Source organism: Streptomyces sp. NBC_00258 (assembly GCF_036182465.1).
GTDB lineage: Bacteria > Actinomycetota > Actinomycetes > Streptomycetales > Streptomycetaceae > Streptomyces.
Map to the genome: position 1 here is coordinate 8,059,667 of NZ_CP108081.1, position 26,636 is coordinate 8,086,302.

The 26,636-nt window shown below is 70.1% G+C and carries 23 protein-coding genes and 1 pseudogene; 20 read left to right on the forward strand and 4 right to left on the reverse strand.

All coding sequences use genetic code 11. The features are described from left to right. The first annotated feature begins 183 nt into the window (after positions 1–183). The 18 genes and pseudogenes from hrcA to OG718_RS36080 form a co-directional block, all read left to right on the forward strand. The gene (hrcA, locus tag OG718_RS35995; protein ID WP_143632883.1) at positions 184–1,200 is read left to right on the forward strand and encodes a heat-inducible transcriptional repressor HrcA; all 1,017 of its coding nucleotides are present in this window, start codon (positions 184–186) and stop codon (positions 1,198–1,200) included. Further along, entirely contained in the window at positions 1,201–2,337 is a 1,137-nt protein-coding gene (dnaJ, locus tag OG718_RS36000) for a molecular chaperone DnaJ (protein WP_143632055.1), read from the forward strand. A gap of 258 nt (positions 2,338–2,595) precedes the next feature. Next, positions 2,596–3,681: a nitronate monooxygenase gene (locus OG718_RS36005; RefSeq protein ID WP_328846171.1), complete on the forward strand. Its 1,086-nt coding sequence runs from the start codon at positions 2,596–2,598 to the stop codon at positions 3,679–3,681. Continuing rightward, entirely contained in the window at positions 3,678–4,424 is a 747-nt protein-coding gene (locus tag OG718_RS36010) for a 16S rRNA (uracil(1498)-N(3))-methyltransferase (protein ID WP_143632051.1), read from the forward strand. Before OG718_RS36005 ends, OG718_RS36010 begins: the two co-directional genes overlap by 4 nt. Positions 4,425–4,731: 307 nt before the next feature. Next, the gene (locus OG718_RS36015; protein WP_306940184.1) at positions 4,732–5,274 is read left to right on the forward strand and encodes a hypothetical protein; all 543 of its coding nucleotides are present in this window, start codon (positions 4,732–4,734) and stop codon (positions 5,272–5,274) included. Positions 5,275–5,319: 45 nt separating this feature from the next. After that, on the forward strand, positions 5,320–8,559 hold the full coding sequence (locus OG718_RS36020) for a S41 family peptidase (protein WP_328846172.1): 3,240 nt from the start codon (positions 5,320–5,322) through the stop codon (positions 8,557–8,559). Between the two features lie 135 nt (positions 8,560–8,694). After that, positions 8,695–9,048 (forward strand): histidine triad nucleotide-binding protein, encoded by a 354-nt coding sequence (locus OG718_RS36025; RefSeq protein WP_143632045.1) that lies wholly within the window; start codon positions 8,695–8,697, stop codon positions 9,046–9,048. A 29-nt stretch (positions 9,049–9,077) separates the two neighbouring features. Beyond that, the gene (locus OG718_RS36030) at positions 9,078–9,983 is read left to right on the forward strand and encodes a ribonuclease Z (protein ID WP_328846173.1); all 906 of its coding nucleotides are present in this window, start codon (positions 9,078–9,080) and stop codon (positions 9,981–9,983) included. A 20-nt stretch (positions 9,984–10,003) separates the two neighbouring features. Further along, entirely contained in the window at positions 10,004–10,996 is a 993-nt protein-coding gene (locus tag OG718_RS36035; protein ID WP_143632041.1) for an adenosine deaminase, read from the forward strand. A gap of 416 nt (positions 10,997–11,412) precedes the next feature. Continuing rightward, positions 11,413–12,525 carry a carbohydrate kinase family protein gene (locus OG718_RS36040; protein WP_328846174.1) on the forward strand — a complete coding sequence of 371 codons (1,113 nt, stop codon included), beginning with the start codon at positions 11,413–11,415 and terminating at the stop codon, positions 12,523–12,525. Between the two features lie 215 nt (positions 12,526–12,740). Further along, positions 12,741–13,799, forward strand: a complete 1,059-nt coding sequence (locus tag OG718_RS36045; protein WP_143632038.1) for a PhoH family protein — start codon at positions 12,741–12,743, stop codon at positions 13,797–13,799. A 12-nt stretch (positions 13,800–13,811) separates the two neighbouring features. After that, entirely contained in the window at positions 13,812–14,312 is a 501-nt protein-coding gene (ybeY, locus tag OG718_RS36050) for an rRNA maturation RNase YbeY (RefSeq protein ID WP_055612361.1), read from the forward strand. Further along, complete coding sequence (locus tag OG718_RS36055; protein ID WP_143632037.1) at positions 14,309–15,613, forward strand: hemolysin family protein; 1,305 nt, start codon at positions 14,309–14,311, stop codon at positions 15,611–15,613. Before ybeY ends, OG718_RS36055 begins: the two co-directional genes overlap by 4 nt. Continuing rightward, a complete protein-coding gene (locus tag OG718_RS36060) occupies positions 15,610–15,969 on the forward strand; it encodes an MmcQ/YjbR family DNA-binding protein (protein WP_143632035.1) in 360 nt (119 codons plus the stop codon). The genes OG718_RS36055 and OG718_RS36060 overlap by 4 nt, the downstream gene beginning before the upstream one ends. Before the next feature lie 81 nt (positions 15,970–16,050). Then, on the forward strand, positions 16,051–16,404 hold the full coding sequence (locus tag OG718_RS36065) for a cytidine deaminase (RefSeq protein ID WP_143632034.1): 354 nt from the start codon (positions 16,051–16,053) through the stop codon (positions 16,402–16,404). A gap of 435 nt (positions 16,405–16,839) precedes the next feature. Next, positions 16,840–17,316 carry a hypothetical protein gene (locus tag OG718_RS36070; protein WP_143632032.1) on the forward strand — a complete coding sequence of 159 codons (477 nt, stop codon included), beginning with the start codon at positions 16,840–16,842 and terminating at the stop codon, positions 17,314–17,316. Between the two features lie 295 nt (positions 17,317–17,611). Beyond that, entirely contained in the window at positions 17,612–18,937 is a 1,326-nt protein-coding gene (locus OG718_RS36075; protein WP_143632031.1) for a beta-xylosidase, read from the forward strand. Between the two features lie 139 nt (positions 18,938–19,076). Then, positions 19,077–20,087, forward strand: a pseudogene (locus OG718_RS36080) (WxL protein peptidoglycan domain-containing protein); the annotation flags it as partial. On the opposite strand, the gene OG718_RS36085 reads toward OG718_RS36080, so the two are convergent. Continuing rightward, positions 19,984–20,322: a P-II family nitrogen regulator gene (locus OG718_RS36085; protein WP_143632029.1), complete on the reverse strand. Its 339-nt coding sequence runs from the start codon at positions 20,320–20,322 to the stop codon at positions 19,984–19,986. The pseudogene OG718_RS36080 and the gene OG718_RS36085 sit on opposite strands and share 104 nt — an antisense overlap. A 186-nt stretch (positions 20,323–20,508) precedes the next feature. Between OG718_RS36085 and era the strand changes: the two genes are divergently transcribed. After that, positions 20,509–21,468 (forward strand): GTPase Era, encoded by a 960-nt coding sequence (gene era, locus OG718_RS36090; protein WP_186000982.1) that lies wholly within the window; start codon positions 20,509–20,511, stop codon positions 21,466–21,468. 162 nt (positions 21,469–21,630) lie between these two features. On the opposite strand, the gene OG718_RS36095 is transcribed toward era, so the two are convergent. The 3 genes from OG718_RS36095 to OG718_RS36105 all read right to left on the reverse strand — a co-directional run bounded on the left by OG718_RS36095 (position 21,631) and on the right by OG718_RS36105 (position 24,444). Beyond that, complete coding sequence (locus OG718_RS36095; RefSeq protein ID WP_328846175.1) at positions 21,631–22,959, reverse strand: GH1 family beta-glucosidase; 1,329 nt, start codon at positions 22,957–22,959, stop codon at positions 21,631–21,633. A gap of 93 nt (positions 22,960–23,052) precedes the next feature. Then, positions 23,053–23,319: a protealysin inhibitor emfourin gene (locus tag OG718_RS36100; protein ID WP_143632025.1), complete on the reverse strand. Its 267-nt coding sequence runs from the start codon at positions 23,317–23,319 to the stop codon at positions 23,053–23,055. Positions 23,320–23,373: 54 nt separating this feature from the next. Then, positions 23,374–24,444 (reverse strand): M4 family metallopeptidase, encoded by a 1,071-nt coding sequence (locus OG718_RS36105; RefSeq protein WP_328846176.1) that lies wholly within the window; start codon positions 24,442–24,444, stop codon positions 23,374–23,376. 445 nt (positions 24,445–24,889) lie between these two features. Here OG718_RS36105 and leuA point away from each other — a divergent pair, with 445 nt between their 5' ends. Then, positions 24,890–26,611 carry a 2-isopropylmalate synthase gene (leuA, locus tag OG718_RS36110; RefSeq protein ID WP_328846177.1) on the forward strand — a complete coding sequence of 574 codons (1,722 nt, stop codon included), beginning with the start codon at positions 24,890–24,892 and terminating at the stop codon, positions 26,609–26,611. Positions 26,612–26,636 lie beyond the last annotated feature (25 nt).

Genomic DNA, 26,636 nt, shown 5'->3' on the forward strand with positions numbered 1-26,636 from the left:
GGGACAGCCCCGTACACGTCGTCGTGACGTCGCAGGGCCACCCTTGCCCGGGCCGCACCTACCGGCCGTACACTTGGCGCGGGGATGCTGGCACTCGCGCACGCTGAGTGCCAGGCAAGACGATCGAGGATGATCGAGGACCGCATCGAAGACCGCGGGGAAGACCAGCTGGAGGTGTGCGCGATGCTCAGTGAACGCAGGCTCGAGGTGCTGCGCGCCATCGTCCAGGACTACGTGGGCACCGAGGAGCCGGTCGGTTCCAAGGCGCTCACGGAGCGCCACCGGCTGGGCGTCTCCCCGGCGACCGTCCGTAACGACATGGCCGTGCTCGAGGACGAGGGCTACATCGCCCAGCCGCACACCAGCGCAGGCCGCATCCCCACGGACAAGGGCTACCGCCTCTTCGTCGACAAGCTCGCGGGCGTCAAGCCGATGACCGCGCCGGAGCGGCGGGCGATCCACAGTTTCCTCGACGGCGCCGTCGATCTCGACGACGTCGTGGGGCGGACCGTCCGGCTCCTCGCGCAGCTCACCCGGCAGGTCGCCGTCGTGCAGTACCCGTCCCTGACGCGCTCGACCGTGCGTCATGTGGAGCTGCTGTCGCTGGCCTCGGCCCGCGTCATGCTGGTACTGATCACGGACACCGGCCGGGTCGAGCAGCGCATGGTGGACTGCCCGGCGCCCTTCGGGGAGGCCTCCACGGCAGATCTACGCGCGCGGCTCAACAGCCGGATCGCGGGCCGCCGTTTCGCGGACGTCCCGCAACTGGTGCAGGATCTCCCCGACGCTTTCGAGGCGGAGGATCGGGGTACGGTCGCGACGGTGCTCTCCACTCTCCTGGAGACCCTCGTCGAGGAGACCGAGGAGCGGCTGATGATCGGCGGCACCGCCAATCTCACCCGCTTCGGACATGACTTTCCCCTCACTATCCGTCCGGTTCTGGAGGCCCTTGAGGAGCAGGTCGTTCTCCTCAAACTCCTTGGTGAGGTCAATGATTCGGGCATGGCCGTACGGATCGGTCACGAGAACGCCCATGAGGGACTCAACTCCACGTCCGTCGTCTCGGTCGGCTACGGTTCGGGCGGCGAGGCAGTAGCAAAACTTGGCGTGGTCGGACCGACGCGCATGGATTACCCCGGAACGATGGGAGCGGTACGAGCGGTGGCACGGTACGTAGGACAGATCCTGGCGGAGTCGTAAGTGGCCACGGACTACTACGCCGTACTCGGCGTGCGCCGCGACGCGTCCCAGGACGAGATCAAGAAGGCATTCCGGCGGCTCGCACGCGAGCTGCATCCGGACGTCAATCCCGATCCGAAGACGCAAGAGCGCTTCAAGGAGATCAACGCCGCGTACGAGGTGTTGTCGGACCCGCAGAAGAAGCAGGTCTACGACCTCGGCGGTGACCCGCTGTCCCAGGCGGGCGGCCAGGGCGCGGGCGGCTTCGGCGCCGGCGGGTTCGGGAACTTCTCGGACATCATGGACGCCTTCTTCGGTACGGCGTCGCAGCGGGGCCCGCGGTCGCGCACGCGGCGCGGCCAGGACGCGATGATCCGGCTGGAGATCGACCTCGACGAGGCGGCCTTCGGCACGACGAAGGACATCCAGGTCGACACGGCCGTCGTGTGTACGACGTGCAGTGGCGAGGGCGCGGCGCCCGGCACCTCCGCGCAGACCTGTGACATGTGCCGCGGGCGCGGTGAGGTGTCCCAGGTCACGCGGTCCTTCCTGGGCCAGGTCATGACGTCCAGGCCGTGTCCGCAGTGCCAGGGGTTCGGGACGGTCGTTCCGACGCCGTGCCCCGAGTGCGCCGGTGACGGGCGGGTCCGCTCGCGTCGGACCCTGACCGTGAAGATTCCCGCCGGTGTCGACAACGGCACGCGGATCCAGCTCGCGGGCGAGGGCGAGGTCGGGCCCGGTGGCGGTCCCGCCGGTGACCTCTACGTGGAGATCCACGAGGTCGCGCACTCCACCTTCCAGCGGCGCGGTGACGACCTGCACTGCACGGTCACCATCCCGATGACCGCGGCGTCTCTCGGGACGAAGGTTCCGCTGGAGACGCTCGACGGGATGGAGGAGATCGACATCCGTCCGGGGACCCAGTCCGGGCAGTCGGTTCCGTTGCACGGGCGCGGTATCACCCACCTTCGCGGTGGCGGCCGTGGTGATCTCATCGTGCATGTCGAGGTCATGACGCCGACCAAGCTCGATCCCGAGCAGGAACGGCTGCTGCGCGAGCTCGCGCAGCTTCGGGGGGAGGAGCGGCCCACGGGTCAGTTTCAACCCGGGCAGCAGGGGCTGTTCTCCAGGCTGAAGGACGCGTTCAACGGTCGCTGAGGGCTCTTCGGCCTGAACGGCCTCGTCCTCAAATGCCGGACGGGCTGGGTGTTTCAGCCCCTCCGGCGTTCGAGGAGCGGGGGTTCGGGGGCCGGCCCCCGAAAGGGACGATGGGGGTCCCCCCGCTCGAGCGAAGCCGAGAGTGGGGGAGGGCAGGGGCGGCGGGGCGAAGAACCCTCCCGCGGGTCGATTCCCGTGGCTTATGCCCGGGGGAAGGCCGGATTCGGACTTGTACGGAGGACGTGACAACATGCCGTCATGTCCTCCGCGCTGACCGATCTCTTCCCACTCCCGATCGTGCAGGCCCCCATGGCGGGCGGCGTCTCCGTGCCGCAGCTCGCAGCGGCCGTGTCCGAAGCCGGCGGGCTCGGTTTTCTCGCCGCCGGGTACAAAACGGCCGACGGCATGTACCAGGAGATCAAGCAGTTGCGGGGCGCCACGAGCCGCCCGTTCGGCGTGAACCTGTTCATGCCGCAGCCGGAGTACGCCGACCCGGCCGCCGTCGAGGTCTACGCCCACCAGCTCGCCGGCGAGGCCTCCTGGTACGAGACCGAACTGGGCGACCCCGACAGCGGACGCGACGACGGATACGACGCCAAACTCGCCGTACTCCTCGACAACCCCGTGCCGGTCGTCTCCTTCCACTTCGGCTGCCCCACCCGGGACGTCCTGGACTCCCTGGGCCGGGCAGGCACACTGACCCTGGTCACGGCGACCACCGCCGAGGAGGCGCAGGCCGTGCAGTGGGCGGGCGCCGACGCGGTGATCGTGCAGGGAGTCGAGGCCGGCGGCCACCAGGGCACCCACCGCGACAACCCGGAGACCGACGGCTCCGGCATCGGACTGCTCTCGCTGATCGCGCAGGTCCGCGAGACCGTGCAGATCCCGATCGTCGCGGCCGGCGGCATCATGCGCGGCAGCCAGATCGCCGCCGCGCTCGCCGCGGGCGCGAGCGCCGCCCAGCTCGGCACGGCGTTCCTCGCCACCCCCGAGTCCGGCGCCAACGCCGTGCACAAGCAGGCGCTGACCAACCCCCTCTTCGTACGTACGGAGTTGACGCGGGCCTTCTCCGGCAGGCCCGCGCGGGGTCTGATGAACCGCTTCATGCGCGAGCACGGGCCGTACGCGCCCGCCGCCTACCCCGAGGTCCACCACCTCACCTCCCCCCTGCGCAAGGCGGCGGCCAAGGCGGGGGACGCGCAGGGGATGGCGCTGTGGGCGGGACAGGGCCACCGGCTCGCGCGCGAGCTGCCCGCCGGGCAGCTGGTCGAGGTGCTCGCGGCCGAACTCGCCTCCGCCAAGACAGCGTTGTCGTCCCACTCGGGCGGGGGTTCGGTCCGTTGACCGCCCCGGTGTTCGTGGTGGACGTGGTCCCGGGCGGGCCCGAGTTCGTCCTCGACGGCCCCGAGGGGCGGCACGCCGTGTCCGTGAAGCGGCTGCGGGCGGGCGAGGACGTCGTCCTCACCGACGGGCACGGGCGCTGGGCCGAGGGCGTCGTCAAGGCGGCCGAGGGCAAGGACCGGCTCGTGGTGACGGACATCGCAGAGGTCCGTGAGGAGCCCGAGCCGGCTCCCCGTATCACCGTCGTCCAGGCCCTCCCCAAGGGCGACCGCGGTGAACTCGCCGTCGAGACCATGACGGAGACCGGTGTCGACGAGATCGTCCCCTGGGCCGCGTCCCGCTGCATCACGCAGTGGAAGGGCGAGCGGGGGCTCAAGGCGCTCGGGAAGTGGCGGGCCACCGCGCGCGAGGCGGGCAAGCAGTCGCGGCGGGTGCGGTTTCCGCAGGTCGCGGACGCGATGACGACCAAGCAGGTTGCCGCGTTTCTCGCCAATGCGGAGCTTGGGGTGGTGTTGCACGAGGACCGGGCGTACGGGAGCGAGCCGCTCGCGACGGCCGAGCTTCCCTCCACCGGGCGGATCGTGCTCGTCGTGGGCCCCGAAGGCGGTGTGTCCCCCGAGGAGTTGGCGGCCTTCACCCAGGCCGGAGCGAAGGCCTGCCGGCTGGGCCGCAGCGTCCTGCGCACCTCCACCGCCGGCACGGCCGCGACGGCCCTCCTCCTGACCCGCACGGGCCGCTGGTCCTGACGAGCAGTTCTTCGCCCCCGCCGCCCCTACCCGTCCCGTCCCTGGGGCTGCCGCCCCCAGACCCCCGCATCGGCCTGAACTGCCTCGTCCTCAAACGCCGGACGGGCTGGAAGTGTCGGCCCGGGCCGCGAAGTATTCAGCCCCTCCGGCGTTTGAGGAGCGGGGGTTCGGGGGCGGCGACCCCGAAAAGGGACGGGAATGGGTAGGGGCGGCGGGGGCGGAATCGTGGCTGTTTGCGGTCTATCGAGCTTTGCTCGGGGGTGGCACGCTGCCGTCTATGGGGGCATTGAGGCGTTTACGGGGTCGGATGGGTGGGCGGCGGGGACCGGTCGCCGTCGGCGTCGCGGTCGTGGCCGTGTTCGGCGCGGTCGCGTGTGAACCCGGCAACGGAATCAGCGCCGCCGCCGTGGCGATCACGACCGACCAGACAGGAACCCGCGAGCTGGAGAAGCAGGGCGTCGACGTCCAGTGGCTCAGCTGCACGGCCTCGTACGGGGACAAGGGACAGACGGCCGGAAGCTCGCCGAGCGCGCGGAGTGTCGCGACCGTCGACTGTGTCGGGGAGGAGAAGGACGGGCGGGAGATCACCATCAAGGGCAAGGTGACGCAGGAGGTCAACGGGACCTGCGTACGGGGTGATCTGACCGCCAGGGTCGGCGGCAAGGAGTGGTTCCGGGTGGACGTGCTCGGGAACTGCAGGGCGGGTACACCGAGCACCGTCAATCCGTGGACACCGCCCGTCGATCACAAGACCACGCCGCCGCCGGATCGGCCCGGGGCGACCGTCACCGTCACCAGGACCGTCACCGAGTACCCGCACCCCACCTGCTCCTGCTTCCAGGGCAAGTGATCGAAAGCTCTGGTCGCGGACAGGACCGCTGCATAGGGTGATCGGGTGACACAGACTGCATCCGCCGCATCTGCCCCGTATCTCCGGTACCCGCATCTGCACGGCGAGTTGATCGCCTTCACCGCCGAGGACGACGTCTGGGTCGCTCCGCTCGACGGCGGCCGCGCCTGGCGGGTCAGCGCCGACAACGTCCCGGTGAACCATCCCCGCATCTCCCCGGACGGAACGACCGTCGCCTGGACCTCCACCCGTGACGGGGCACCCGAGGTGCATATCGCCCCGGTCGACGGCGGTTCCACCAAACGCCTTACGTACTGGGGGAGTTGGAAGACCCAGGTGCGCGGCTGGACCCCGGAGGGCGAGGTGCTCGCGCTCAGCACGCAGGGCCAGGCGAGCCTGCGCCGCAGCTGGGCCCGGGCCGTCCCGCTCGACGGCGGGCCGGCAACCACCCTTCCGTACGGGCCTGTCGGCGATGTGGCCCGGGGCGGCCCCGGCACGCTCCTGCTGTCCGCTCCCATGGGCCGTGAGGCCGCCTGGTGGAAGCGGTACCGGGGAGGCACGGCCGGGAAGCTGTGGATCGACCGGGAAGGCGACGGGGAGGCCGGGGAGTTCGTACGGCTGCATGCCGAGCTGGACGGGAATCTGGAGTACCCCTCGTGGGTGGGGGAGCGGGTCGTCTTCCTCTCCGACCACGAAGGCGTGGGGGCCGTGTACTCCTCCCTCGCGGATGAATCGGATCTGCGGCGGCATACGGCAGTTGACGGGTTCTACGCCCGGCACGCCTCCACCGACGGGACACGCGTCGTGTACGCGTCCGCCGGTGAGCTGTGGATCCTCGACGACCTCGACGGGGCCGAGCCGCGGCGGCTCGACATCCGGCTCGGCGGACAGCGCGTCGATCTGCAGCCGCATCCCGTGAGCGCGGCCCGCTGGTTCGGCGCCGCCGCGCCCGACCACACCGGCCGCGGCAGCGCCGTCGCCGTGCGCGGAGCCGTCCACTGGGTCACCCACCGCTCCGGCCCGACCCGCGCGCTCGCCGCCGAACAGGGCGTACGGGCCCGGCTGCCGCGCACCTTCCGCGCGGACGGCGAGGAGCACGTGGTGTGGGTGACGGACGCCGAGGGCGATGACGCGCTTGAGTTCGCGCCCGCCACCGGGGTCGCGCCGGGAGCCACCCCGCGTCGGCTCGCCGCCGGACAGCTCGGGCGGGTGCTCGGGCTCGCGGTGGCGCCCGACGGCAGCCGCGCAGCGGTCGCCTCGCACGACGGACGCGTACTGCTCGTCGAGCGCGAGACCGGCGAGGTCCGGGAGGTCGACCGCAGCGAGGACGGCGAGGTCTCCGGGCTCGCCTTCTCGCCCGACTCGGCCTGGCTCGCCTGGTCGCACCCCGGCCCGCGCCCGCTGCGCCAGCTCAAGCTCGCCAACACCGCGGACCTGTCGGTGACCGAGGCGACGCCGCTGAGATTCCGGGACTACGCGCCCGCGTTCACGCTCGACGGGAAGCACCTGGCGTTCCTGTCCGCTCGGTCCTTCGACCCCGTCTACGACGAGCACGTCTTCGACCTGGCCTTCGTCGGGGGCTCGCGGCCGCATCTCATCACCCTCGCCGCGACCACCCCCTCGCCCTTCGGGCCGCAGCGGCACGGCCGGCCCTTCGAGGCGCCCGACAAGGACGAGACACCCGACAGCGAGGGCTCCCCGGCAACGCGCATCGACCTCGAAGGACTCGGCGACCGCATCGTGCCGTTCCCCGTCGAGGCCGCCCGCTACTCCGGGCTGCGGGCCGCCAAGGACGGGCTGCTGTGGCTGCGGCACCCCGTGCGGGGCGTGCTCGGCGCCTCCCGCGCCACCCCGGACGACCCGGACCCGAAGACCGACCTGGAGCGCTACGACCTCGTCCAGCAGCGCATGGAGCATCTCGCCTCGGACGCCGACGGCTTCATGGTCACCGGCGACGGCAAGCGGATCCTGCTGTGGACCGACAGCAAGCTCAAGGTCGTACCGAGCGACCGGCGCGCCTCGCTCGACGACGAGAGCGACACGAACATCACCGTCGACCTGTCACGCATCCGCCAGACCGTCGACCCGGCCGCCGAGTGGCGGCAGATGTACGACGAGACCGGCCGCCTCATGCGCGACAACTTCTGGCGCCCCGACCTGGGCGGCACCGACTGGGACGGCGTACTGGACCGGTACCGTCCCGTGCTCGGACGGGTCGCCACCCACGACGACCTGGTCGACCTGCTGTGGGAGGTACAGGGAGAGCTCGGCACCTCGCACGCCTACGTCATGCCGCGCGGCGGATACGGCGGCGGCGAGCGGCAGGGGCTCCTCGGGGCCGACATCTCCCGTCACGAGGACGGCCCGCAGGGCGCGGCACAGTGGCGTATCGACCGCATCCTGCCGTCGGAGACCTCCGACCCCGACGCGCAGTCGCCGCTCGCCGCGCCCGGAGTCGCCGTGCGCGCCGGGGACGCGATCGTGGCCGTCTCCGGGCGGCCCGTCGACCCGGTGACCGGACCCGGACCGCTGCTCGTCGGCACGGCGGGCAAGGCCGTCGAGCTCACCGTCTCCCCGGCGGGCGGCGGCGATCCGCGGCACGCCGTCGTCGTACCGATCTCGGACGAGGAACCGCTGCGTTACCACGCGTGGGTGGCCGACCGGCGTGCCTACGTCCACGAGAAGTCCGGCGGCAGGCTCGGCTATCTGCACGTGCCCGACATGCAGGCGCCCGGCTGGGCCCAGATCCACCGCGACCTGCGGATCGAGGTCGCCCGCGAGGGCCTCGTCGTGGATGTCCGCGAGAACCGCGGCGGCCACACCTCCCAGCTGGTCGTCGAGAAACTCGCCCGGCGCATCGTCGGCTGGGACCTCGCGCGTGGCATGCGGCCCACGAGCTATCCGGAGGACGCGCCGCGCGGGCCCGTCGTCGCTGTCGCCAACGAGTTCTCCGGCTCCGACGGCGACATCGTCAACGCCGCGATCAAGGCCCTCGGTATCGGGCCCGTCGTCGGTACGCGTACGTGGGGCGGCGTCGTCGGGATCGACAGCCGTTACCGGCTCGTCGACGGGACGCTCGTCACCCAGCCCAAGTACGCGTTCTGGCTTGAGGGTTACGAGTGGGGCGTGGAGAACCACGGGGTCGACCCGGACGTCGAGGTGGTCCAGGCCCCGCAGGACCACGCGGCGGGCCGTGACGTACAGCTCGACGAGGCGATCCGTATCGCGCTCGCGGCGCTCACGGAGAACGCGCCGAGGACGCCTCCGCTGCTGCCGGGTTCGTAGGGCACCCGGGGACGGCGGAGTGCGGTTCTTCGGATGCGGGTGCGTGGGGACTGGTCGCGCAGTTCCCCACGCCCCCTACGGGCACGGGCTCGGTACCATGCCCGGGCAACGATCATCCAGCGTGAGGAGCCGCGCATGGCAGGGGAAGCGCAGGACGACTGTCTGTTCTGCAAGATCGTCGGTGGGAAGATCCCGGCGACCGTCGTCCGTGAGACCGAAACGACCGTCGCCTTCCGGGACATCAACCCGCAGGCGCCCATCCACGTCCTGGTGATCCCGAAGGTCCACCACCCGGACGCCGCCTCCCTCGCGGTCGCCGAGCCGGAGATCCTCGCCGACGTCGTACGCGAGGCCGGTGAGGTCGCCGCCGAGGAGAAGCTCGACAGCTACCGCGTCGTCTTCAACACCGGCAGCGGCGCGGGGCAGACCGTCTTCCACGCGCACGCCCATGTGCTGGGCGGCCGCGGCATGCAGTGGCCCCCGGGCTAGGGCCTCTCGGGAAACTCGGGTAACTCGACATGTCCGTACGCGAATTGGTGGTCCTCGGCACCGCCAGCCAGGTGCCCACCAGGCACCGCAACCACAACGGCTATCTGCTGCGCTGGGACGGCGAGGGCATTCTCTTCGACCCCGGAGAGGGCACGCAGCGGCAGATGCTGCGCGCCGGGGTCGCCGCCCACGACCTCCACCGGATCTGCGTCACGCACTTCCACGGGGACCACTCCCTCGGCCTCGCCGGGGTGATCCAGCGGATCAACCTCGACCGGGTGCCGCACGAGATCACCGCCCACTTCCCGCGCTCCGGGCAGCGGTTCTACGACCGGCTGCGGTACTCGACCGCCTACCGCGAGACGGTCCCGCTCACCGAGGCGCCGGTCGACTCCGACGGCGTCCTCGCGTCCACGGCGTCGTACGTGCTGGAGGCCCGTAAGCTCTCCCACCCCGTCGAGTCGTACGGCTACCGGCTCGTCGAGACCGACGGGCGGCGGATGCTGCCCGAGCGGCTCGCCTCGTACGGGATCAAGGGGGCGGACGTGGGACGGATCCAGCGGGAGGGCGCGCTGGGGGACGTGTCGCTCGACGAGGTCAGCGAGCTGCGGCGCGGGCAGCGGTTCGCCTTCGTCATGGACACCCGGCTGTGCGACGGGGTGTACGCGCTCGCGGAGGGGTGCGACATGCTCGTCATCGAGTCGACGTTCCTGGACGGGGACATGCAACTCGCCGTCGACCACGGCCACCTGACGGCAGGTCAGGCGGGGGCGGTGGCCCGGGACGCGGGCGTACGGCATCTCGTGCTCACGCACTTCAGCCAGCGGTACGACGACCCCGACGAGTTCGAGCGGCAGGCACGGGCCGCCGGCTTCGAGGGGGAGCTGACGGTGGCGCACGATCTGCTCCGGGTGCCGGTACCGAAGCGCAGCTGAGACGGCCGTACGATGCCCTGATGTCCATCCCGAAAGCCGAACTGCACCTGCACATCGAAGGCACCCTGGAGCCCGAGCTGGCCTTCGCGCTCGCTGCGCGCAACGGTGTCCCGCTGCCCTACGCGGACACCGACGATCTCCGTAAGGCGTATCAGTTCTCGGACCTGCAGTCGTTCCTGAACCTCTACTACGAGCTCATGGCCGTGCTGCGGACCGAGGACGACTTCGCGGACCTCGCCGACGCGTATCTCGCGCGGGCCGCCGAGCAAGGAGTGCGGCACGCGGAGATCTTCTTCGATCCGCAGGCCCACATCTCCCGGGGCGTCGGGATCGGGACCGTCGTGGAGGGGCTCGGGCGGGCGCTCGACCGGAGCGAGGCCGTGCACGGGATCTCCACCCAGCTGATCATGTGCTTCCTGCGGGACGAGTCCGCCGAGTCCGCGATGGAGACGCTGGAGGCCGCGAAGCCGTACCTCGGGCGGATCGTCGGTGTCGGGCTCGACTCCGCGGAGGTCGGGCATCCGCCCGTGAAGTTCCGTGAGGTGTACGAGGCCGCTGCCGCGCTCGGGCTGCGGCGGGTCGCCCACGCGGGGGAGGAGGGGCCGCCCTCCTACATCACCGAGGCGCTCGACGTGCTCGGGGTCGAGCGGATCGATCACGGGCTGCGGTGTCTGGAGGATCCTGAGCTGGTGGCCCGGCTGGTGCGGGACCGGGTGCCGTTGACGTTGTGTCCGCTGTCCAACGTGCGGCTTCGGGCCGTGGATGTTCTGGAGGAGCATCCGTTGCCGGCGATGCTCGACGCGGGGCTGTTGTGCACGGTCAACTCCGATGATCCCGCGTACTTCGGTGGGTACGTCGGGGACAACTTCCTTGCTGTGCGGGAGGCGTTGGGGCTGTCCTCCGACCGGTTGCGCGAGCTCGCCCGCAACTCGTTCGTGGCGTCCTTCCTCGACCACGACGAGGAGCGGCGGGCGCGGTACCTCGCGGAGGTGGAGGCGTACGAGTTCCCGTAGGGGGGCCAGGGCTCTTCTCCGCCCCCGCCGCCCCTACCCGTCCCGTCCCTGGGGGCTCCGCCCCCAGACCCCCGCTATCGCGCTGCCCCGCTATCGCGCTGCCCCGCTATCGCGCTGCCGCGCTCGTCCTCAAACGCCGGACGGGCTGGGTGGGTGAGGGCCGGCGGGGTGGGTGGGTTGACCGTGGGTGGGTGGGGATCGGCCTGAACGGCCTCGTCCTCAAACGCCGGACGGGCTAGTAATTAGCCCCTCCGGCGTTTGAGGAGCGGAGGTTCGGGGGCCGGCCCCCGAAAAGGGACGGGAATGGGTAGGGGCGGCGGGGGCGAAAACCGTTCGGCTCCGGCGTGACACTCCGCGGTCCGTGGGGTGTTTGGTGCACACTGGCTTGAATCCGCACCACCTCATGGGAGCGCACCGTGACCGCGTCCAACGGAGAGGGACGGCACAGCCAGGCCGCCCAGGTCGACCCCCTCGCAGCGCTGCGCGCCCGGGACGACCCGCCCTGGGACGTCTACCTCACAGGCACAGTCTTCCTGGACATCATCTTCACCGGACTCGACTCCGCCCCGGTCCGCGGCACCGAGTCCTGGGCCCGCGGCATGGGTTCGAGCCCCGGCGGCGTCGCGAACATGGCGACCGCGCTGGCCCGGCTCGGCCTCAGGACGTCACTGGCGGCGGCCTTCGGCGACGACCACTACGGCGAGTACTGCTGGGACGCCCTGGAGCAGGGCGAGCGCATCGACCTCTCCACGTCACGCACGGTACCGGGCTGGCACTCCCCGGTGACCGTCTCGATGGCGTACGAGGGCGAGCGGACGATGGTCAGCCACGGACACGAGCCGCCCCCGGAGGAACCCGCCCCGGACTGCCCGCCCCGCGCGCGTGCGGCCGTCGCCTCGCTCACGCCCGGCACCCGCGCCCCCTGGATCGCCGGGGCGGCGGGCAGGGGGACCAGGATCTTCGCCGACGTCGGCTGGGACGACACGGGCCGCTGGGACCTCGCCGGGCTCCCCGACCTGGCGCACTGCGAGGCCTTCCTGCCGAACGCCCAGGAGGCCATGCGGTACACGGGCGCCTCGTGCCCCCGCGCCGCCGCCCACGCCCTCACCGAGCACGTGCCGCTCGCCGTCGTCACTCTCGGTGCCGAGGGAGCGTACGCCGTGGACGGACGGACCGGTGAGACCGCCGAGGTTCCGGCCATCGAGGTCGAGGCCATGGACCCCACCGGCGCGGGGGACGTCTTCGTCGCCGGGTTCGTCACGGGCACCCTGGCCGGCTGGCCGCTGGCCGACCGGCTCGCCTTCGCGGGCCTCACGGCCGCCCTGTCGGTCCAGGAGTTCGGGGGGTCCCTGTCCGCCCCCGGCTGGTCGGAGATCGCCGGATGGTGGCGGCGCGTGCAGTCGTACGACCATCAGGATCCGGCGGCGCTCGGCCGGTACGCCTTCCTGGAACCCCTCCTTCCGGAGTCGAGCCGGGCGTGGCCCCTGCGGCGGGCGGTACCGACGATCGGGTTCGGCAGATCGGCGTGAGGCCGCAGGTGGATCCCTGTGGGGCCGCAGCTGGATCCGCGTGTGGCCGGACGTGGATCCGCGCGGGGACACCGGCAGATTCGCCTGGGGCCACCGGTGCGGGCGAAAAGTCCTACGGCGTTGTCGGTGCCCCGTCGTACTCTTGGAAGCACAAGGCTGCCGTACCGGCAAGCGTGCCTCACCGAGGAGGATGAGCAGGCCTACAGAGCCGGCCCATGACGCAGACACCCACAGCTCACACCCCCGCGCAGGGGCAGTCACGAGCGCAGTTCACCGTCCCGGCCAAGCACCCCATGGTGACCGTGCTGGGATCTGGAGACGCCCTTCTGCGCGTGATCGAGAAGGCCTTCCCGGCGGCCGACATCCACGTCCGGGGCAATGAGATCAGCGCCGTCGGCGATGCCCGTGAAGTGGCCCTCGTCCAGCGCCTGTTCGACGAGATGATGCTGGTGCTCCGCACCGGACAGCCGATGACGGAGGACGCAGTGGAACGCTCGATCGCCATGCTGAGGGCGAGCGAGAACGGGGAGGGCGACGGCCAGGAGACCCCGGCCGAAGTGCTCACACAGAACATCCTGTCCTCGCGCGGCCGCACCATCCGCCCCAAGACGCTCAACCAGAAGCGGTACGTCGACGCCATCGACAAGCACACCATCGTCTTCGGCATCGGCCCCGCAGGTACGGGCAAGACCTACCTCGCCATGGCCAAGGCCGTGCAGGCGCTGCAGTCCAAGCAGGTCAACCGCATCATCCTCACCCGCCCGGCGGTGGAGGCGGGAGAGCGGCTCGGCTTCCTGCCCGGCACGCTCTACGAGAAGATCGACCCCTACCTGCGCCCGCTGTACGACGCGCTGCACGACATGCTCGACCCGGACTCGATCCCGCGGCTGATGGCGGCCGGGACCATCGAGGTGGCCCCGCTCGCGTACATGCGTGGTCGTACGCTCAACGACGCCTTCATCATCCTGGACGAGGCCCAGAACACGAGCCCCGAACAGATGAAGATGTTCCTCACCCGCCTCGGCTTCGAGTCGAAGATCGTGATCACGGGTGACGTCACCCAGGTCGACCTGCCGAGCGGCACGAAGTCCGGTCTGCGTCAGGTCCAGGACATCCTGGAGGGCCTCGACGACGTCCACTTCTCCCGCCTCACGTCCCACGACGTCGTACGGCACAAGCTGGTCGGCCGTATCGTCGACGCGTACGAGAAGTACGACAGCGAGAACGGTACGGAGAACGGCACCCAAAAGGGCGCCCGTAACAAGCGGAAGTAGACCAGCGCGACCATGTCGATCGACGTCAACAACGAGTCCGGAACCGAGGTCGACGAGCAGGCGATCCTCGACATCGCCCGCTATGCCCTGGCGCGGATGCGTATCCACCCGCTCTCCGAGCTCTCGGTGATCGTCGTGGACGCCGACGCCATGGAGCAGCTGCACATCCAGTGGATGGACCTGCCGGGTCCGACGGATGTCATGTCGTTCCCGATGGACGAGCTCCGGCCGCCGTCGAAGGACGACGACGAGCAGCCGCCGCAGGGGCTGCTCGGCGACATCGTGCTCTGCCCCGAGGTCGCCGAGCGGCAGGGCAAGGAAGCCGACACGCAGCACTCCATGGACGAGGAGCTCCAGCTCCTCACCGTCCATGGAGTGCTGCATCTGCTCGGCTACGACCACGAGGAGCCGGACGAGAAGGCCGAGATGTTCGGCCTCCAGGCGGCCATCGTGGACGGCTGGCGTGCGGAGAAGGGCCTGACCGGCCCGTCCCCGGCCCCGACCGTCTCATGAGCCCGCAACTCGTCGTAGGCGCCATCACCCTTGTCGTGGTCGCCTGGCTCGCCGCCTGCGCGGAGGCCGGTCTCGCCCGCGTCTCCAGCTTCCGCGCCGAGGAGGCCGTCCGGTCCGGCCGCCGCGGCAGCGCCAAGCTCGCCCAGGTCGCCGCCGACCCGACCCGCTATCTGAACGTGGCGCTGCTGGTGCGCGTCGCCTGCGAGATGGCGTCCGCCGCGCTCGTCACGTACGCCTGCCTGCAGGAGTTCGCCGAGACCTGGGAGGCGCTGGCCGTCGCCATCGGCGTGATGGTCCTCGTCTCGTACGTGGCGGTCGGCGTGTCCCCGCGCACCATCGGCCGCCAGCACCCGCTGAACACGGCCACGGCGGCCGCGTACGTCCTGCTTCCGCTCGCCAGGATCATGGGCCCGATCCCGCCGCTCCTGATCCTCATCGGCAACGCGCTCACGCCGGGCAAGGGCTTCCGGCGCGGCCCGTTCGCCTCCGAGGCCGAGCTGCGGGCGATGGTCGACCTCGCGGAGAAGGAGTCCCTCATCGAGGACGAGGAGCGCCGCATGGTGCACTCCGTCTTCGAGCTGGGCGACACGCTCGTACGGGAGGTCATGGTCCCGCGTACGGACCTGGTGGTCATCGAGCGCTACAAGACGATCCGGCAGGCGCTGACGCTGGCCCTGCGGTCCGGTTTCTCCCGCGTCCCCGTGACGGGGGAGAGCGAGGACGACGTCGTCGGGATCGTGTACCTGAAGGACCTGGCCAGGAAGACGCACATCAGCCGGGACGCCGAGAGCGAGCTCGTGTCGACGGCGATGAGGCCGGCGGCCTTCGTCCCGGACACGAAGAACGCCGGCGATCTGCTGCGTGAGATGCAGCAGGACCGCAACCACGTCGCCGTCGTCATCGACGAGTACGGCGGCACGGCCGGCATCGTCACCATCGAGGACATCCTCGAGGAGATCGTCGGCGAGATCACCGACGAGTACGACCGTGAGCTGCCGCCCGTGGAGGACCTCGGCGACGACCGCTACCGGGTGACCGCACGGCTCGACATCGGCGACCTCGGGGAGCTGTACGGCTTCGAGGCGTACGACGACGAGGACGTCGAGACGGTGGGCGGCCTCCTCGCGAAGGCGCTCGGGCGCGTGCCCATCGCCAGTGCCTCGTCGGTGGTCGAACTGCCCGACGGGCGCGAGCTGCGGCTGACGGCGGAGGCCTCGGCCGGCCGCCGGAACAAGATCGTCACGGTGCTGGTCGAGCCCGTGGGCCCGGCCGGCTCCCCCGAGGAGGAGAAGCCGGAGTGACCCCGCAGGAGCTGCGCACGTTCTGCCTGTCCTTCAACGCGACCGTCGAGGACTTCCCCTTCACCCCGGAGACCTCGGTCTTCAAGGTGCTGGGGAAGCTGTTCGCCCTGACCCGTCTGGACGCCCGGCCGCTCACGGTGAACCTGAAGTGCGACCCCGACGACGCGGTGCGTCTGCGCGGCGAGTACGAGGGACTGATCATCCCCGGCTACCACATGAACAAGCGCCACTGGAACACGGTGACGGTCGACGGAGAGCTCCCTGACCAGTTGGTCCGGGAGCTCATCGAGGACTCGTACGACCTGGTGGTCGCCGGTCTGCCGAAGGCCGAGCGGCTCCGACTCGACCGCCCCTGAGTGTGGATGTGCCGGGCGTACGGCGCGGCGGTGTCGCGTACCGCCGCGCGGGGGGCCGGTCGGGCTTCGTATGCTCTGGGCATGACCGACAGCACCGCGCTCGATCCCGAGGACCGCAAGATCGTCACCCTGGCCCGTTCCGTACGGGCCCGCAATGGTGTGCCCGAGGGGGCGGCCGTGCGTGACGAAACCGGCCGTACGTATGTTGCGGGGAGCGTTGACCTGCCCTCTCTGCGGCTCAGTGCGCTGCAGACGGCGGTGGCCATGGCCGTGGCCTCCGGGGCGAAGTCGTTGGAGGCAGGGGCTGTCGTGACCGAGGCGGAGTCCTTGGCGGACGGGGATCTGGCGGTCGTGCGGGATCTTGGTGGGGTCGGGACGCCTGTGCTGGTCGCGGGGCTCGACGGGGAGGTGCGGGTGCGGGTGGTGGCGGGCTGAGGCCCGGGCGTTTTTCCTTCCCCGGTCCCACCCCTTCCCGAAACCAGGGCTCCGCCCCGGGCCCCGTGGGGTTTGTTGTCGGGTGCGGGCCCGGATGTGGCTTGTCGCGCAGTTCCCCGCGCCCCTGAAGGGACACGGGCCCACCGGTCGACTTCGGCCACATCCCTGTCCAGCGGAAGAATCCCCACCGCTTCTCTTGCAATCCCGAGCCGCTCGCGTATCAATGGACGACAGCTCTTCCGACGGACCGTCAGATTCGTCGCCGCGCAGCGTGCCGCACCCCCGCTCGCGGCGACTGGTCCGTGCGCACGCAACTCCCCGTACCGTCGCCGGCCCACGAACAGGCACCGGCGGCAAGCACGCGTGCCCGCACGACGGCGCGCCCGTCGAGCGTCCCCACATGGCAATTCCCGTACAAGGGAAGGGAATCCCCCAATGAGATGCAAGCGACTCGGAATCGGTGCGGCGTTAGCTGCCGGCACCCTCGCCGCCGGCCTGGCACTCGCTCCGGGTGCAGCGGCCGTCGTCCCCCAGAGCGCCACGATCATCGCCGACTGCGGCGCCTACGGCGGCGGTGAGGCCACCCTCACGGCCACCCAGACCGGCACCTCCGCCACCATCACCCTCAGCTCCTCCGAGATCACCGCCCCGCTCGCCCTTGAGGCGGACTCGATCGCCTCCACACTCACCATGGCGAAGGCGGGCGGCGGTACGACCGCCTTCACGGGGACCAAGAACCCCGCGATGGCCGCGGGTGACGGCGTCTCGGTCGGCCCGCTGACCGGCACCGTAGCGCCCGGCGACAGCCTGGACGCGTTCGGCGGCTCCCTGCAGATGGTGATCTTCGGGTTCATCACCGTGACGTGCACGGCGGAGGGAGCGCAGTCGCCGGGCCCGTTCGTGTTCGAGTGAGTCCTGGGCAGTAGCTCTTCCCGCACCCCCCACGAGCAAGTCGAGCCACCGACCGGTGTCGCCTGCGCGCGGCGGCACCGGTCGTCGCGCTGCCGCATGCCTGGCGGGGCTCCGGAAAATAGGCAAGTCGGCTCAACTCCCTTGTTCTGGACAGAAGTTGACAGAAACTGATGGCCCATCAGTTGACGTCCGGCGATTCCATTGACTTTTCACACAACCAACACATCAATGACCTCCTGTCGGCGCAGAAGAACGCGGAAGAGCCGCTGCGCCCGCATCCTCAGGAGGGGCAACCATGGGTTCAGGAACCCGAAGACGCCACCGTTGGGCGGCACTTCTCGGAGCGACCGCACTCGCGGTCACCGGGGGAGGCGCACTCGCCTGTCCCGCGAGCGCGGAGCCTCAGCAGGTCGACTTCGCCACGCACTGCGTCCCGCCGCCCATCGCGGGCATCCCGCCGATCGACGGCACGACCACCGCCAGGATCACGGTGGACAACGCCGCGCCCAAGGTGGGCGACACGGTCACCGTCACGTACACGGTGGTCAAGCCCGCCGCGAGCAACCCGGTCGACATCGCTCTGCCCGCCGACATCATGACGCCCACCGGCAAGGTCACCCTCGGTGGCGTGCAGACCGGTGACATCACGGTCGCGGGCCCGAAGAAGAACGACCCGGTACCGGGGAAGGGCGCCTTCCCGTCGTTCTCGATGACCGGCACCTTCACGGTCACCACACCCGGCGCGATCACCCTCTCGCCCGGCGACTACAACATCCACACCAGCTACATCCTGGAGCTGGACACCCCGTGCACGGTCAGCAACCCGCCCGCCCCCGTCTCCGAGACGGTCACCGCGACGGACGGCGGACAGACCAACAACCGTGCCATCAGCCTCGGTACGGCCTCCGGGAAGCCCGGTGACAGCGTGACCGTCACCGGCACGAACTTCACCCCGGGCGCCGCAGTCACCCTCGCCGGACGGGCCGGAGCCGCCGAGACCGCCGACAAGGGCACCGCCACGGCGAACGCGCAGGGCGCCATCAGCGGCACCCTGGCCGTCAACGACAAGGCTACGACCGGGGTCGTGGCGTACGAGGGGAGCGCCTGGAGCGATGACAAGGGGGCCGGTCCCGCCGCCTACGTCGTCATCGACGACACACCTCTCCCCGAAGGCAGCCAGAAGCTCAACTCCTCGGTCAAGGCAGGCACGTTGTCCATGACCCAGGCCGGCGACACCGTCGAACTCGCGGCGGTCGACTACGGCAAGGGCGGCTTCTCGCGCGGCTCCCTGCAGACGGTCACCGTCAAGGACTTCCGCGGCGGACCCGCGGGCTGGTCCCTGACCGGCAAGGTCACCGACTTCGCCGGTCCCGGCGGGGCGAAGATCGACGCCGCCAAGCTGGGCTGGACCCCGGTCTGCGCCACCAAGGCCGGCAGCCCGAGCACCTGCCAGCCCGGTTCGCCCGGCGCGGTCGGCAGCGCCGGAGCGACTCTGGCGTCCACCCCCAACGGGGCCCAGACCGGTGGTGAGTTCACCGTCGACGCCAGGCTGTCGCTGAACGTTCCGGCGTTCACCCCGCCCGGTGCGTACTCCGGCGTCCTGACGCTCACGCTCACCTGACAGCCGTCACGGGCCGTCGCAGACGGTCATAGGCCGTCACAGGTCGTCAACAGAGCCGTAAGCAGGCTCGTCTCGTCGGTGGCCGGGCGCGCACCCGCCCGTCCGCCTCGTCCGACTCGCTCACCGGGGGTCCGCACCCATGCGCAAGCCGTTCGTCCTCCTCCTGTTGCTGTTCCTCGGCCTGACCGGGTCGCCCGCGTACGCCGCCGACAACGGCAGCTGGTCCGTCTACCCCGTCTCGACGGACCTCGCCTCGCGGCCCTACTTCCACCTCTCCGCCGACCCGGGGACGACGCTCAAGGACAAGGTCACCGTCGCCAACAAGACCGGGCAGCCACTGACCTTCCGGCTGTACGCCGCCGATGCCTACAACACCGCCCGGGACGGCGGGTTCGCGGTGCGTACCCGCAAGGAGAAGCAGCGGGGCGTCGGCGCCTGGGCCGAACCCTCGAAGTCCCGGGTGACCGTGCCCGCGCACGGCTCGGTCACCGTGCCGTTCACGATCCGGGTGCCCGAGGGGGCCGAACCCGGGGATCATCCGGGCGCGCTGGTCGCTCTCGACGAGCGGATCGACGGTGGGTCGGGGGCCGTCGAGGTCGGCGTGCAGCGGGCCGTCGGGGCCCGGGTCTATCTGCGGGTGGGCGGGCCGACCGTGCCCGCCGTCGCCGTCGAGGACGTCCGCATCACCCACCACCAGCCACTGGTCCCCGGCATGGGCGACAGCACGGCCACCGTCTCCTACACCCTCCACAACACCGGCAACGTCACCCTCAACCCCAAGGTGGAGCTGAAGGCCGAGGGACTCTTCGGCCGTACGCTGCTCGCCCGCGACCTGGCCGAGGTCCCCTCGGAGCTGCTGCCCGGGCAGCGGGTGAAGCTGAGCGAACCGTGGCGTGGCGCTCCCCAACTCGACTGGGGCGACGTGACGTTGACGGCCAGCGCGCACGACACCCGCGAGTCGGCGAGTACGTCGTTCTTCGCGCTGCCGTGGCTCGTGGCGGTCGTGCTGGGAGCGGGGATCGTGGGCGTGGCGGTGGGGATCAGGATCAGAGGGCGTCGGGACCGCGCTCGCCCGTCCGTACCCGCACCAGCGTCTCCACCGGCACCGTCCACACCTTCCCGTCGCCGATCTTCCCCGTCTTCGCCGCCTTCACGATCCCTTCGATGACGGCGTCGGCGTCCGCGTCCTCGACGACGACCTCGATACGGATCTTGGGGACCAGGTCGACCTGGTACTCGGCACCGCGGTACACCTCCGTGTGGCCGCGCTGGCGCCCGTACCCACTGGCCTCCGTGACGGTCAGCCCGTGCACGCCGATGTCCTGGAGGGCGGTCTTGACCTCGTCGAGGCGGTGCGGCTTGACGATCGCGGTGATGAGCTTCATGCCGGGGTCCTGGCCTTCTGCGGATGCGAGTGACGGTGAGGGGTGAGGAGCGGCCGGGGCACGTGCGACGAGAGTGGAAGCCGTGCTCCGGAACCCCGTGATCGTAGGCCGTCCGGGGCCGTGTCGTAAGGTGCCGGGCGGTGTGCGGGGCCGCGGGGTGCGGCGGGGCTCCGATGATCAGGGACAATGGGCGTCATGAGCGTTCGTACCCAGTCATCCGAGCCGTCCGAGGGCATCCACCGCGCCGGCTTCGCCTGCTTCGTGGGCCGCCCCAACGCGGGCAAGTCCACCCTGACGAACGCTCTGGTCGGCCAGAAGGTGGCGATCACGGCGAACCAGCCGCAGACGACGCGGCACACGGTGCGCGGCATCGTGCACCGGCCCGACGCCCAGCTGATCCTGGTGGACACGCCTGGGCTGCACAAACCGCGCACGCTGCTCGGCCAGCGGCTGAACGACGTCGTACGGACCACGTGGGCCGAGGTCGACGTGATCGGGTTCTGTCTGCCCGCGAACGAGAAGCTCGGTCCCGGTGACCGTTTCATCGCGAAGGAACTGGCGTCGATCAAGAAGACGCCGAAGATCGCGATCGTCACGAAGACCGACCTCGTGGACAGCAAGACGCTCGCCGAGCAGCTCATCGCCATCGACCAGCTCGGCAAGGAGCTCGGGTTCGAGTGGGCCGAGATCGTGCCGGTGTCCGCCGTCGGGGACAAGCAGGTGGATCTGCTCGCGGATCTGCTGGTGCCCCTGCTTCCGGAGGGGCCCGCGCTCTATCCCGAGGGTGACCTCACGGACGAGCCCGAGCAGGTGATGGTGGCCGAGCTGATTCGTGAGGCCGCGCTGGAGGGGGTGCGGGACGAGTTGCCGCACTCCATCGCCGTTGTCGTCGAGGAGATGCTTCCCCGCGAGGACCGGCCTGCCGACAGGCCTCTTCTCGACATCCACGCGTTCGTCTATATCGAGCGGCCCAGTCAGAAGGGGATCATCATCGGTCCCAAGGGCAAGCGGTTGAAGGAGGTCGGGATCAAGTCGCGCAAGCAGATCGAGGCGTTGCTGGGTACGCCGGTTTTCCTTGACCTCCATGTCAAGGTCGCCAAGGACTGGCAGCGGGATCCGCGTCAGCTGCGCAAGCTCGGTTTCTGAGGCCTTTCTCCTTCCCCAGCCCCACCCCTTCCCGAAACTGGGGCTCCGCCCCAGACCCTGTGGCGTTGTGATTTCGGGTGCGGGCCGGCTGTGGCTGATCGCGCAGTTCCCCGCGCCCCTGAAAACCTAGGGGCGCGGGGAACTGCGCAGTCTTTTGGGGGTTCACCCTCCCTGGGTTCGGATCACGTCCCGTAGCCAGCCGTACGACGCCTTCGGCGTTCGCTTCAGCGTGTCGAAGTCCACGTGGACGAGGCCGAAGCGGCGGGCGTAGCCCTCGGCCCACTCGAAGTTGTCGAGGAGGGACCACACGAAGTAGCCGCGGACGTCGACCCCCTGCTCCAACGCCCGGTGCAGCGCCCGCAGATGGCTGTCGAGGTAGGCGATCCGGTCCTGGTCGTCGAGTCCCTCGTACGAGCAGCCGTTCTCGGTGATGACCACGGGCGGGAGCCGGTCGCCGTACCGCTTGTGGAAGTCCACCAGCAGTTCCGTGAGCGCCTCCGGGACCACCGGCCAGCCGAAGTCCGTGACCGGGTAGCCCTCGATCTCCCTTACGGAGAAGGGGAGTTCGGCGGGCATCGTCAGTCCGCCGAACTCGATCTCGGAGCCCTGGGGTGCGCCCACTCTGGTCGGGGCGTAGAAGTTGATGCCGTACCAGTCGATGGGCTCCGAGATGACCTTCAGGTCGGCCTCGACGTCGCCGGGCATCAACTCGCCCAGCCCTTCCGGGTATTGGCCCGTGAGCACCGGGTCAGAGAAGAGCCGGTTGAGGAGTAGGTCGTAGAAACCGGCCGCCTCCAGGTCGGCCGGTTCCTGGGAGGCGGGCCAGGTCGGGCCGTGCGAGTTGGCGATGCCGATGTCCGTGACTCCGGCCGCACGCAGGGCCCGTACGGCCAGGCCGTGGCCCAACAGCTGGTGGTGGGCGACGGGCAGCGAGTCGAAGAGGAGCTGCTTGCCGGGCGCGTGGGCACCCAGGGCATGGCCCAACAGGGTGTGCTCGGCAGGCTCGTTGAGGGTGATCCACTTGCTGATCCGGTCACCGAGCCGACCGGCCACCAGGGCGGCGTACTCGGCGAAGCGCTCGGCCGTGTCCCGGTTCAGCCAGCCGCCCGCCTCCTCGACCGACACCGGCAGATCCCAGTGGAAGAGGGTCGGGACGGGACGTATGCCCGCCGCGGTCAGTTCGTCCACCAGGCGGTCGTAGAAGTCCAGGCCGCCGGGGGAGTTCACGCGCGGCCAGGAGATCGAGAAGCGGTACGCGTCCACGCCGAGGTCGCGCAGGAGTGCGACGTCCTCCGGGTAGCGGTGGTAGTGGTCGCAGGCCACCGCCGCGGTGGAGTTGTCCTTGATGTGCCCCGGTTCGGCCGTGAAGGCGTCCCAGACCGAGGGGTCGCGCTTGTCCGCCGCGCCCTCGATCTGGTGGGCCGAGGTGGACACGCCCCAGAGGAAGCCGGTCGGGAACTGGGGTATCGGGTTCGTCGCCGTGTTCGCCATGCGCGCGATCATCTGTACCGGCGGTAAGCGAAGTCAACGGTATGAAGTGAACTGGGAGTTACGGCTTCCAAGGGGCGCCCGGTGGGAGGGCGCCTACGCGCCCTCCTTCAGTACCCGCGAAATCAGCTTGCGCTGCTCCTCCGTCAACCGCGGGTCCGCGCAGTACACCGTCCTGCCGTTGACGGTGATCTGGTAGCTGAAGCCGTCCGGGACCCCTATGGGGGGCGTGCCCCGGCCGGACGTGATCGCCTGTTCGGCCAGGGCGTGCCACTCCTGGGCGTCGACGCGTCCCGAGGTCTCCACCTCGGCGTACCGCTCGATGCCCGCGAATCCGCCCGTGCGCCTCACCTGAATACGCATGGGTCCTGTCTAGTACGAAACGGCTCCACTACGAAACGGCGGCGCGGGTCACGGTCACAGGGTTCGTACCCCGACCTGCTCCCACGCCTTCGTCACGGCCTGCAGCTCGTCGCCCTCGCCGAACGAGGCGCGTGCCCTGGCCACGGTCAGCGTCGCGAAGTCCGTGAAGTCGGCCTTCGAGCCCAGCTCGCCGCCGGTCAGCACGTCGTACCAGATCCGCCCTGCGCGCTCCCACGCGTGGCCGCCGAGCGCGGTCGCGGCGAGGTAGAAGGCGTGGTTGGGGATGCCGGAGTTGATGTGGACACCGCCGTTGTCGCGGCCCGTCTGCACGTAGTCGTCCATCGTGGCGGGCTGCGGGTCCTTGCCGAGCACGTCGTCGTCGTACGCCGTGCCCGGGGCCTTCATCGAGCGCAGGGCCGTGCCCGTGACACGCGGGGCGAGCAGGCCCGCGCCGATCAGCCAGTCGGCCTCGGCGGCGGTCTGGCCGAGCGTGTACTGCTTGATGAGCGCGCCGAAGACGTCCGAGAAGTGCTCGTTCAGGGCGCCCGGCTGGCCGAAGTACGTGAGGTTCGCCGTGTACTGAGTGACGCCGTGGGCCAGCTCGTGGCCGATGACGTCGACCGGGATGGTGAAGTCGAGGAAGATCTCGCCGTCACCGTCGCCGAAGACCATCTGCTCGCCGTTCCAGAAGGCGTTGTTGTACTCCTCGCCGAAGTGCACGGTCGCGTTGAGCGGCAGCCCCTCGCCGTTGATCGAGTTCCGTTCGTACGCCTTCTGGAACAGCTCGAAGGTCGCGCCCAGGCCGGCGTACGCGCGGTTGACCGTGGCGTCCTTGCCGGGCTTGTCGCCCTCGCCGCGGACCTTCTTGCCGGGCAGGTCCTGCCGGTGCTTCGCGTCGTGGATCGTGCGGTTCGGCTTGTCCTCGGCGGCGCCCTTCGGCGGGGCCAGGGTGGGCGCGCCGATGACCGTGGTCAGCCGGCGGTGGGTGCGCTCCAGGGCGTCGCGCTCCAGCGTGCGGCGCGCCTTGCCTGCGAGTGCCGGGTCCTCGGCCTGGGCCAGGGTGTCGAGGACGTGCGGTGGAACGATGGTGCAGAAGACGGGCTCGTGGCCCCCGTTTGTCGTCATGGTCGGCACCATTGCACTGCGTGATGATGCTGTCACTAGAGGCAACCATGATTGGTGAAATGCAGGGATGAGAGGGGCTGTGGGGTGGGGGTTGTGTTACGGGTGCGGGCCGGTGGGGGCTGGTCGCGCAGTTCCCCGCGCCCCTAAAAGGACACGGGCCCCCGAGCTGCCGAAGGGGAAGTATGCCGATGTGCGGCAATGTGACCTTGTGCACCTTTTGTGACGCAATTCCTCGGCGTCCCGCATACTGATACGAACCCTCGCGTGGGGCTTGGCTCGGCTAGCATGCGGAGCATCATGCGTTACGGGCTGCTTCTCCTTAGCTGCCGCGGCGAGGGCCTGTAGTCGAGGCCGACCCCCTCCCCGCGGAGTTCGGCGTTGCGCCGTCGGCCGTCCCTCGGACTCTCTCCGAGGATCAAGCGGACCAAGAGGAGCCCCTCGCATCATGGCGAACCGCCAGCAGCCCACCTCCATGCCGATCCACAAGTACCGCCCGTACGACCAGGTCGACATCGCCGACCGTACGTGGCCGGGCAACCGGATCACCGTCGCCCCCCGCTGGCTCTCCACCGACCTGCGTGACGGCAACCAGGCCCTGATCGACCCCATGTCGCCCGCGCGCAAGCGCGAGATGTTCGACCTGCTGGTGAAGATGGGCTACAAGGAGATCGAGGTCGGATTCCCCGCCTCAGGCGAGACCGACTTCGCGTTCGTGCGCTCGATCGTCGAGGAGCCGGGCGCGATCCCGGACGACGTCACCATCTCCGTACTGACCCAGGCCCGCGAGGACCTGATCGAGCGGACCGTCGAGTCGCTGAAGGGCGCCAGGCGCGCCACCGTCCACCTCTACAACGCCACCGCCCCGGTCTTCCGCCGGGTCGTCTTCCGCGGCTCCAAGGACGACATCAAGCAGATCGCCGTCGACGGCACCCGGCTGGTCGTGGAGTACGCGGAGAAGCTGCTGGGCCCCGAGACGACCTTCGGCTACCAGTACAGCCCGGAGATCTTCACGGACACCGAGCTGGACTTCGCCCTGGAGGTCTGCGAGGCCGTCATGGACGTCTGGCAGCCCGGTCCCGGCCGCGAGATCATCCTCAACCTGCCTGCCACGGTGGAGCGTTCGACCCCGTCGACGCACGCGGACCGCTTCGAGTGGATGTCCCGCAACCTGTCCCGCCGCGAGCACGTCTGCCTGTCCGTTCACCCGCACAACGACCGCGGTACGGCCGTCGCGGCGGCCGAGCTGGCGCTGATGGCCGGGGCCGACCGTATCGAGGGCTGTCTGTTCGGGCAGGGCGAGCGGACCGGCAACGTCGACCTGGTCACCCTGGGCATGAACCTGTTCTCGCAGGGCGTGGACCCGCAGATCGACTTCTCGGACATCGACGAGGTGCGGCGCACCGCCGAGTACTGCAACCAGATGGAGGTCCACCCGCGCCACCCGTACGTGGGCGACCTGGTCTACACGTCCTTCTCCGGCTCCCACCAGGACGCCATCAAGAAGGGCTTCGACGCCATGGAGGCCGACGCGGCCGTGAAGGGCGTCACGGTCGACGACATCGAGTGGGCCGTTCCGTATCTGCCGATCGACCCGAAGGACGTCGGGCGCTCGTACGAGGCCGTCATCCGGGTCAACTCGCAGTCCGGCAAGGGCGGTATCGCGTACGTCCTGAAGAACGACCACAGCCTGGACCTGCCGCGCCGGATGCAGATCGAGTTCTCGAAGATCATCCAGGCGAAGACCGACGCCGAGGGCGGCGAGGTCACCGGCAAGGACATCTGGGCGGTCTTCCAGGACGAGTACCTGCCGAACGCCCAGAACCCCTGGGGCCGTATCCAGGTCAGCAACGGCCAGTCCACGACCGACCGCGACGGCGTCGACACGCTCACCGTCGAGGCCGAGGTGGACGGCAGCGAGACCGTTCTGGTCGGTACCGGAAACGGCCCGATCTCGGCGTTCTTCCATGCCCTGCAGGGCATCGGCATCGACGCCCGGCTGCTCGACTACCAGGAGCACACGATGAGCGAGGGCGCGTCCGCGCAGGCCGCCTCGTACATCGAGGTCGCGATCGGCGACAAGGTGCTGTGGGGAATCGGCATCGACGCGAATACGACACGTGCCTCACTGAAGGCCGTGGTCTCCGCGGTCAACCGCGCGACCCGATAAGGCCGTTCACCTGCGTTTCTCCGGT

What these genes read in the sequence shown, in the direction of transcription:
- hrcA (WP_143632883.1), top strand. Translation starts at nt 184, where the DNA reads ATGCTCAGTGAACGCAGGCTCGAGGTGCTGCGCGCCATCGTCCAGGAC.
- OG718_RS36005 (WP_328846171.1), top strand. Translation starts at nt 2,596, where the DNA reads ATGTCCTCCGCGCTGACCGATCTCTTCCCACTCCCGATCGTGCAGGCC.
- OG718_RS36015 (WP_306940184.1), top strand. Translation starts at nt 4,732, where the DNA reads ATGGGTGGGCGGCGGGGACCGGTCGCCGTCGGCGTCGCGGTCGTGGCC.
- OG718_RS36025 (WP_143632045.1), top strand. Translation starts at nt 8,695, where the DNA reads ATGGCAGGGGAAGCGCAGGACGACTGTCTGTTCTGCAAGATCGTCGGT.
- OG718_RS36030 (WP_328846173.1), top strand. Translation starts at nt 9,078, where the DNA reads ATGTCCGTACGCGAATTGGTGGTCCTCGGCACCGCCAGCCAGGTGCCC.
- OG718_RS36035 (WP_143632041.1), top strand. Translation starts at nt 10,004, where the DNA reads ATGTCCATCCCGAAAGCCGAACTGCACCTGCACATCGAAGGCACCCTG.
- OG718_RS36045 (WP_143632038.1), top strand. Translation starts at nt 12,741, where the DNA reads ATGACGCAGACACCCACAGCTCACACCCCCGCGCAGGGGCAGTCACGA.
- ybeY (WP_055612361.1), top strand. Translation starts at nt 13,812, where the DNA reads ATGTCGATCGACGTCAACAACGAGTCCGGAACCGAGGTCGACGAGCAG.
- OG718_RS36055 (WP_143632037.1), top strand. Translation starts at nt 14,309, where the DNA reads ATGAGCCCGCAACTCGTCGTAGGCGCCATCACCCTTGTCGTGGTCGCC.
- OG718_RS36065 (WP_143632034.1), top strand. Translation starts at nt 16,051, where the DNA reads ATGACCGACAGCACCGCGCTCGATCCCGAGGACCGCAAGATCGTCACC.
- OG718_RS36070 (WP_143632032.1), top strand. Translation starts at nt 16,840, where the DNA reads ATGAGATGCAAGCGACTCGGAATCGGTGCGGCGTTAGCTGCCGGCACC.
- OG718_RS36075 (WP_143632031.1), top strand. Translation starts at nt 17,612, where the DNA reads ATGGGTTCAGGAACCCGAAGACGCCACCGTTGGGCGGCACTTCTCGGA.
- OG718_RS36085 (WP_143632029.1), bottom strand. Translation starts at nt 20,322, where the DNA reads ATGAAGCTCATCACCGCGATCGTCAAGCCGCACCGCCTCGACGAGGTC.
- era (WP_186000982.1), top strand. Translation starts at nt 20,509, where the DNA reads ATGGGCGTCATGAGCGTTCGTACCCAGTCATCCGAGCCGTCCGAGGGC.
- OG718_RS36095 (WP_328846175.1), bottom strand. Translation starts at nt 22,959, where the DNA reads ATGGCGAACACGGCGACGAACCCGATACCCCAGTTCCCGACCGGCTTC.
- OG718_RS36100 (WP_143632025.1), bottom strand. Translation starts at nt 23,319, where the DNA reads ATGCGTATTCAGGTGAGGCGCACGGGCGGATTCGCGGGCATCGAGCGG.
- OG718_RS36105 (WP_328846176.1), bottom strand. Translation starts at nt 24,444, where the DNA reads ATGACGACAAACGGGGGCCACGAGCCCGTCTTCTGCACCATCGTTCCA.
- leuA (WP_328846177.1), top strand. Translation starts at nt 24,890, where the DNA reads ATGGCGAACCGCCAGCAGCCCACCTCCATGCCGATCCACAAGTACCGC.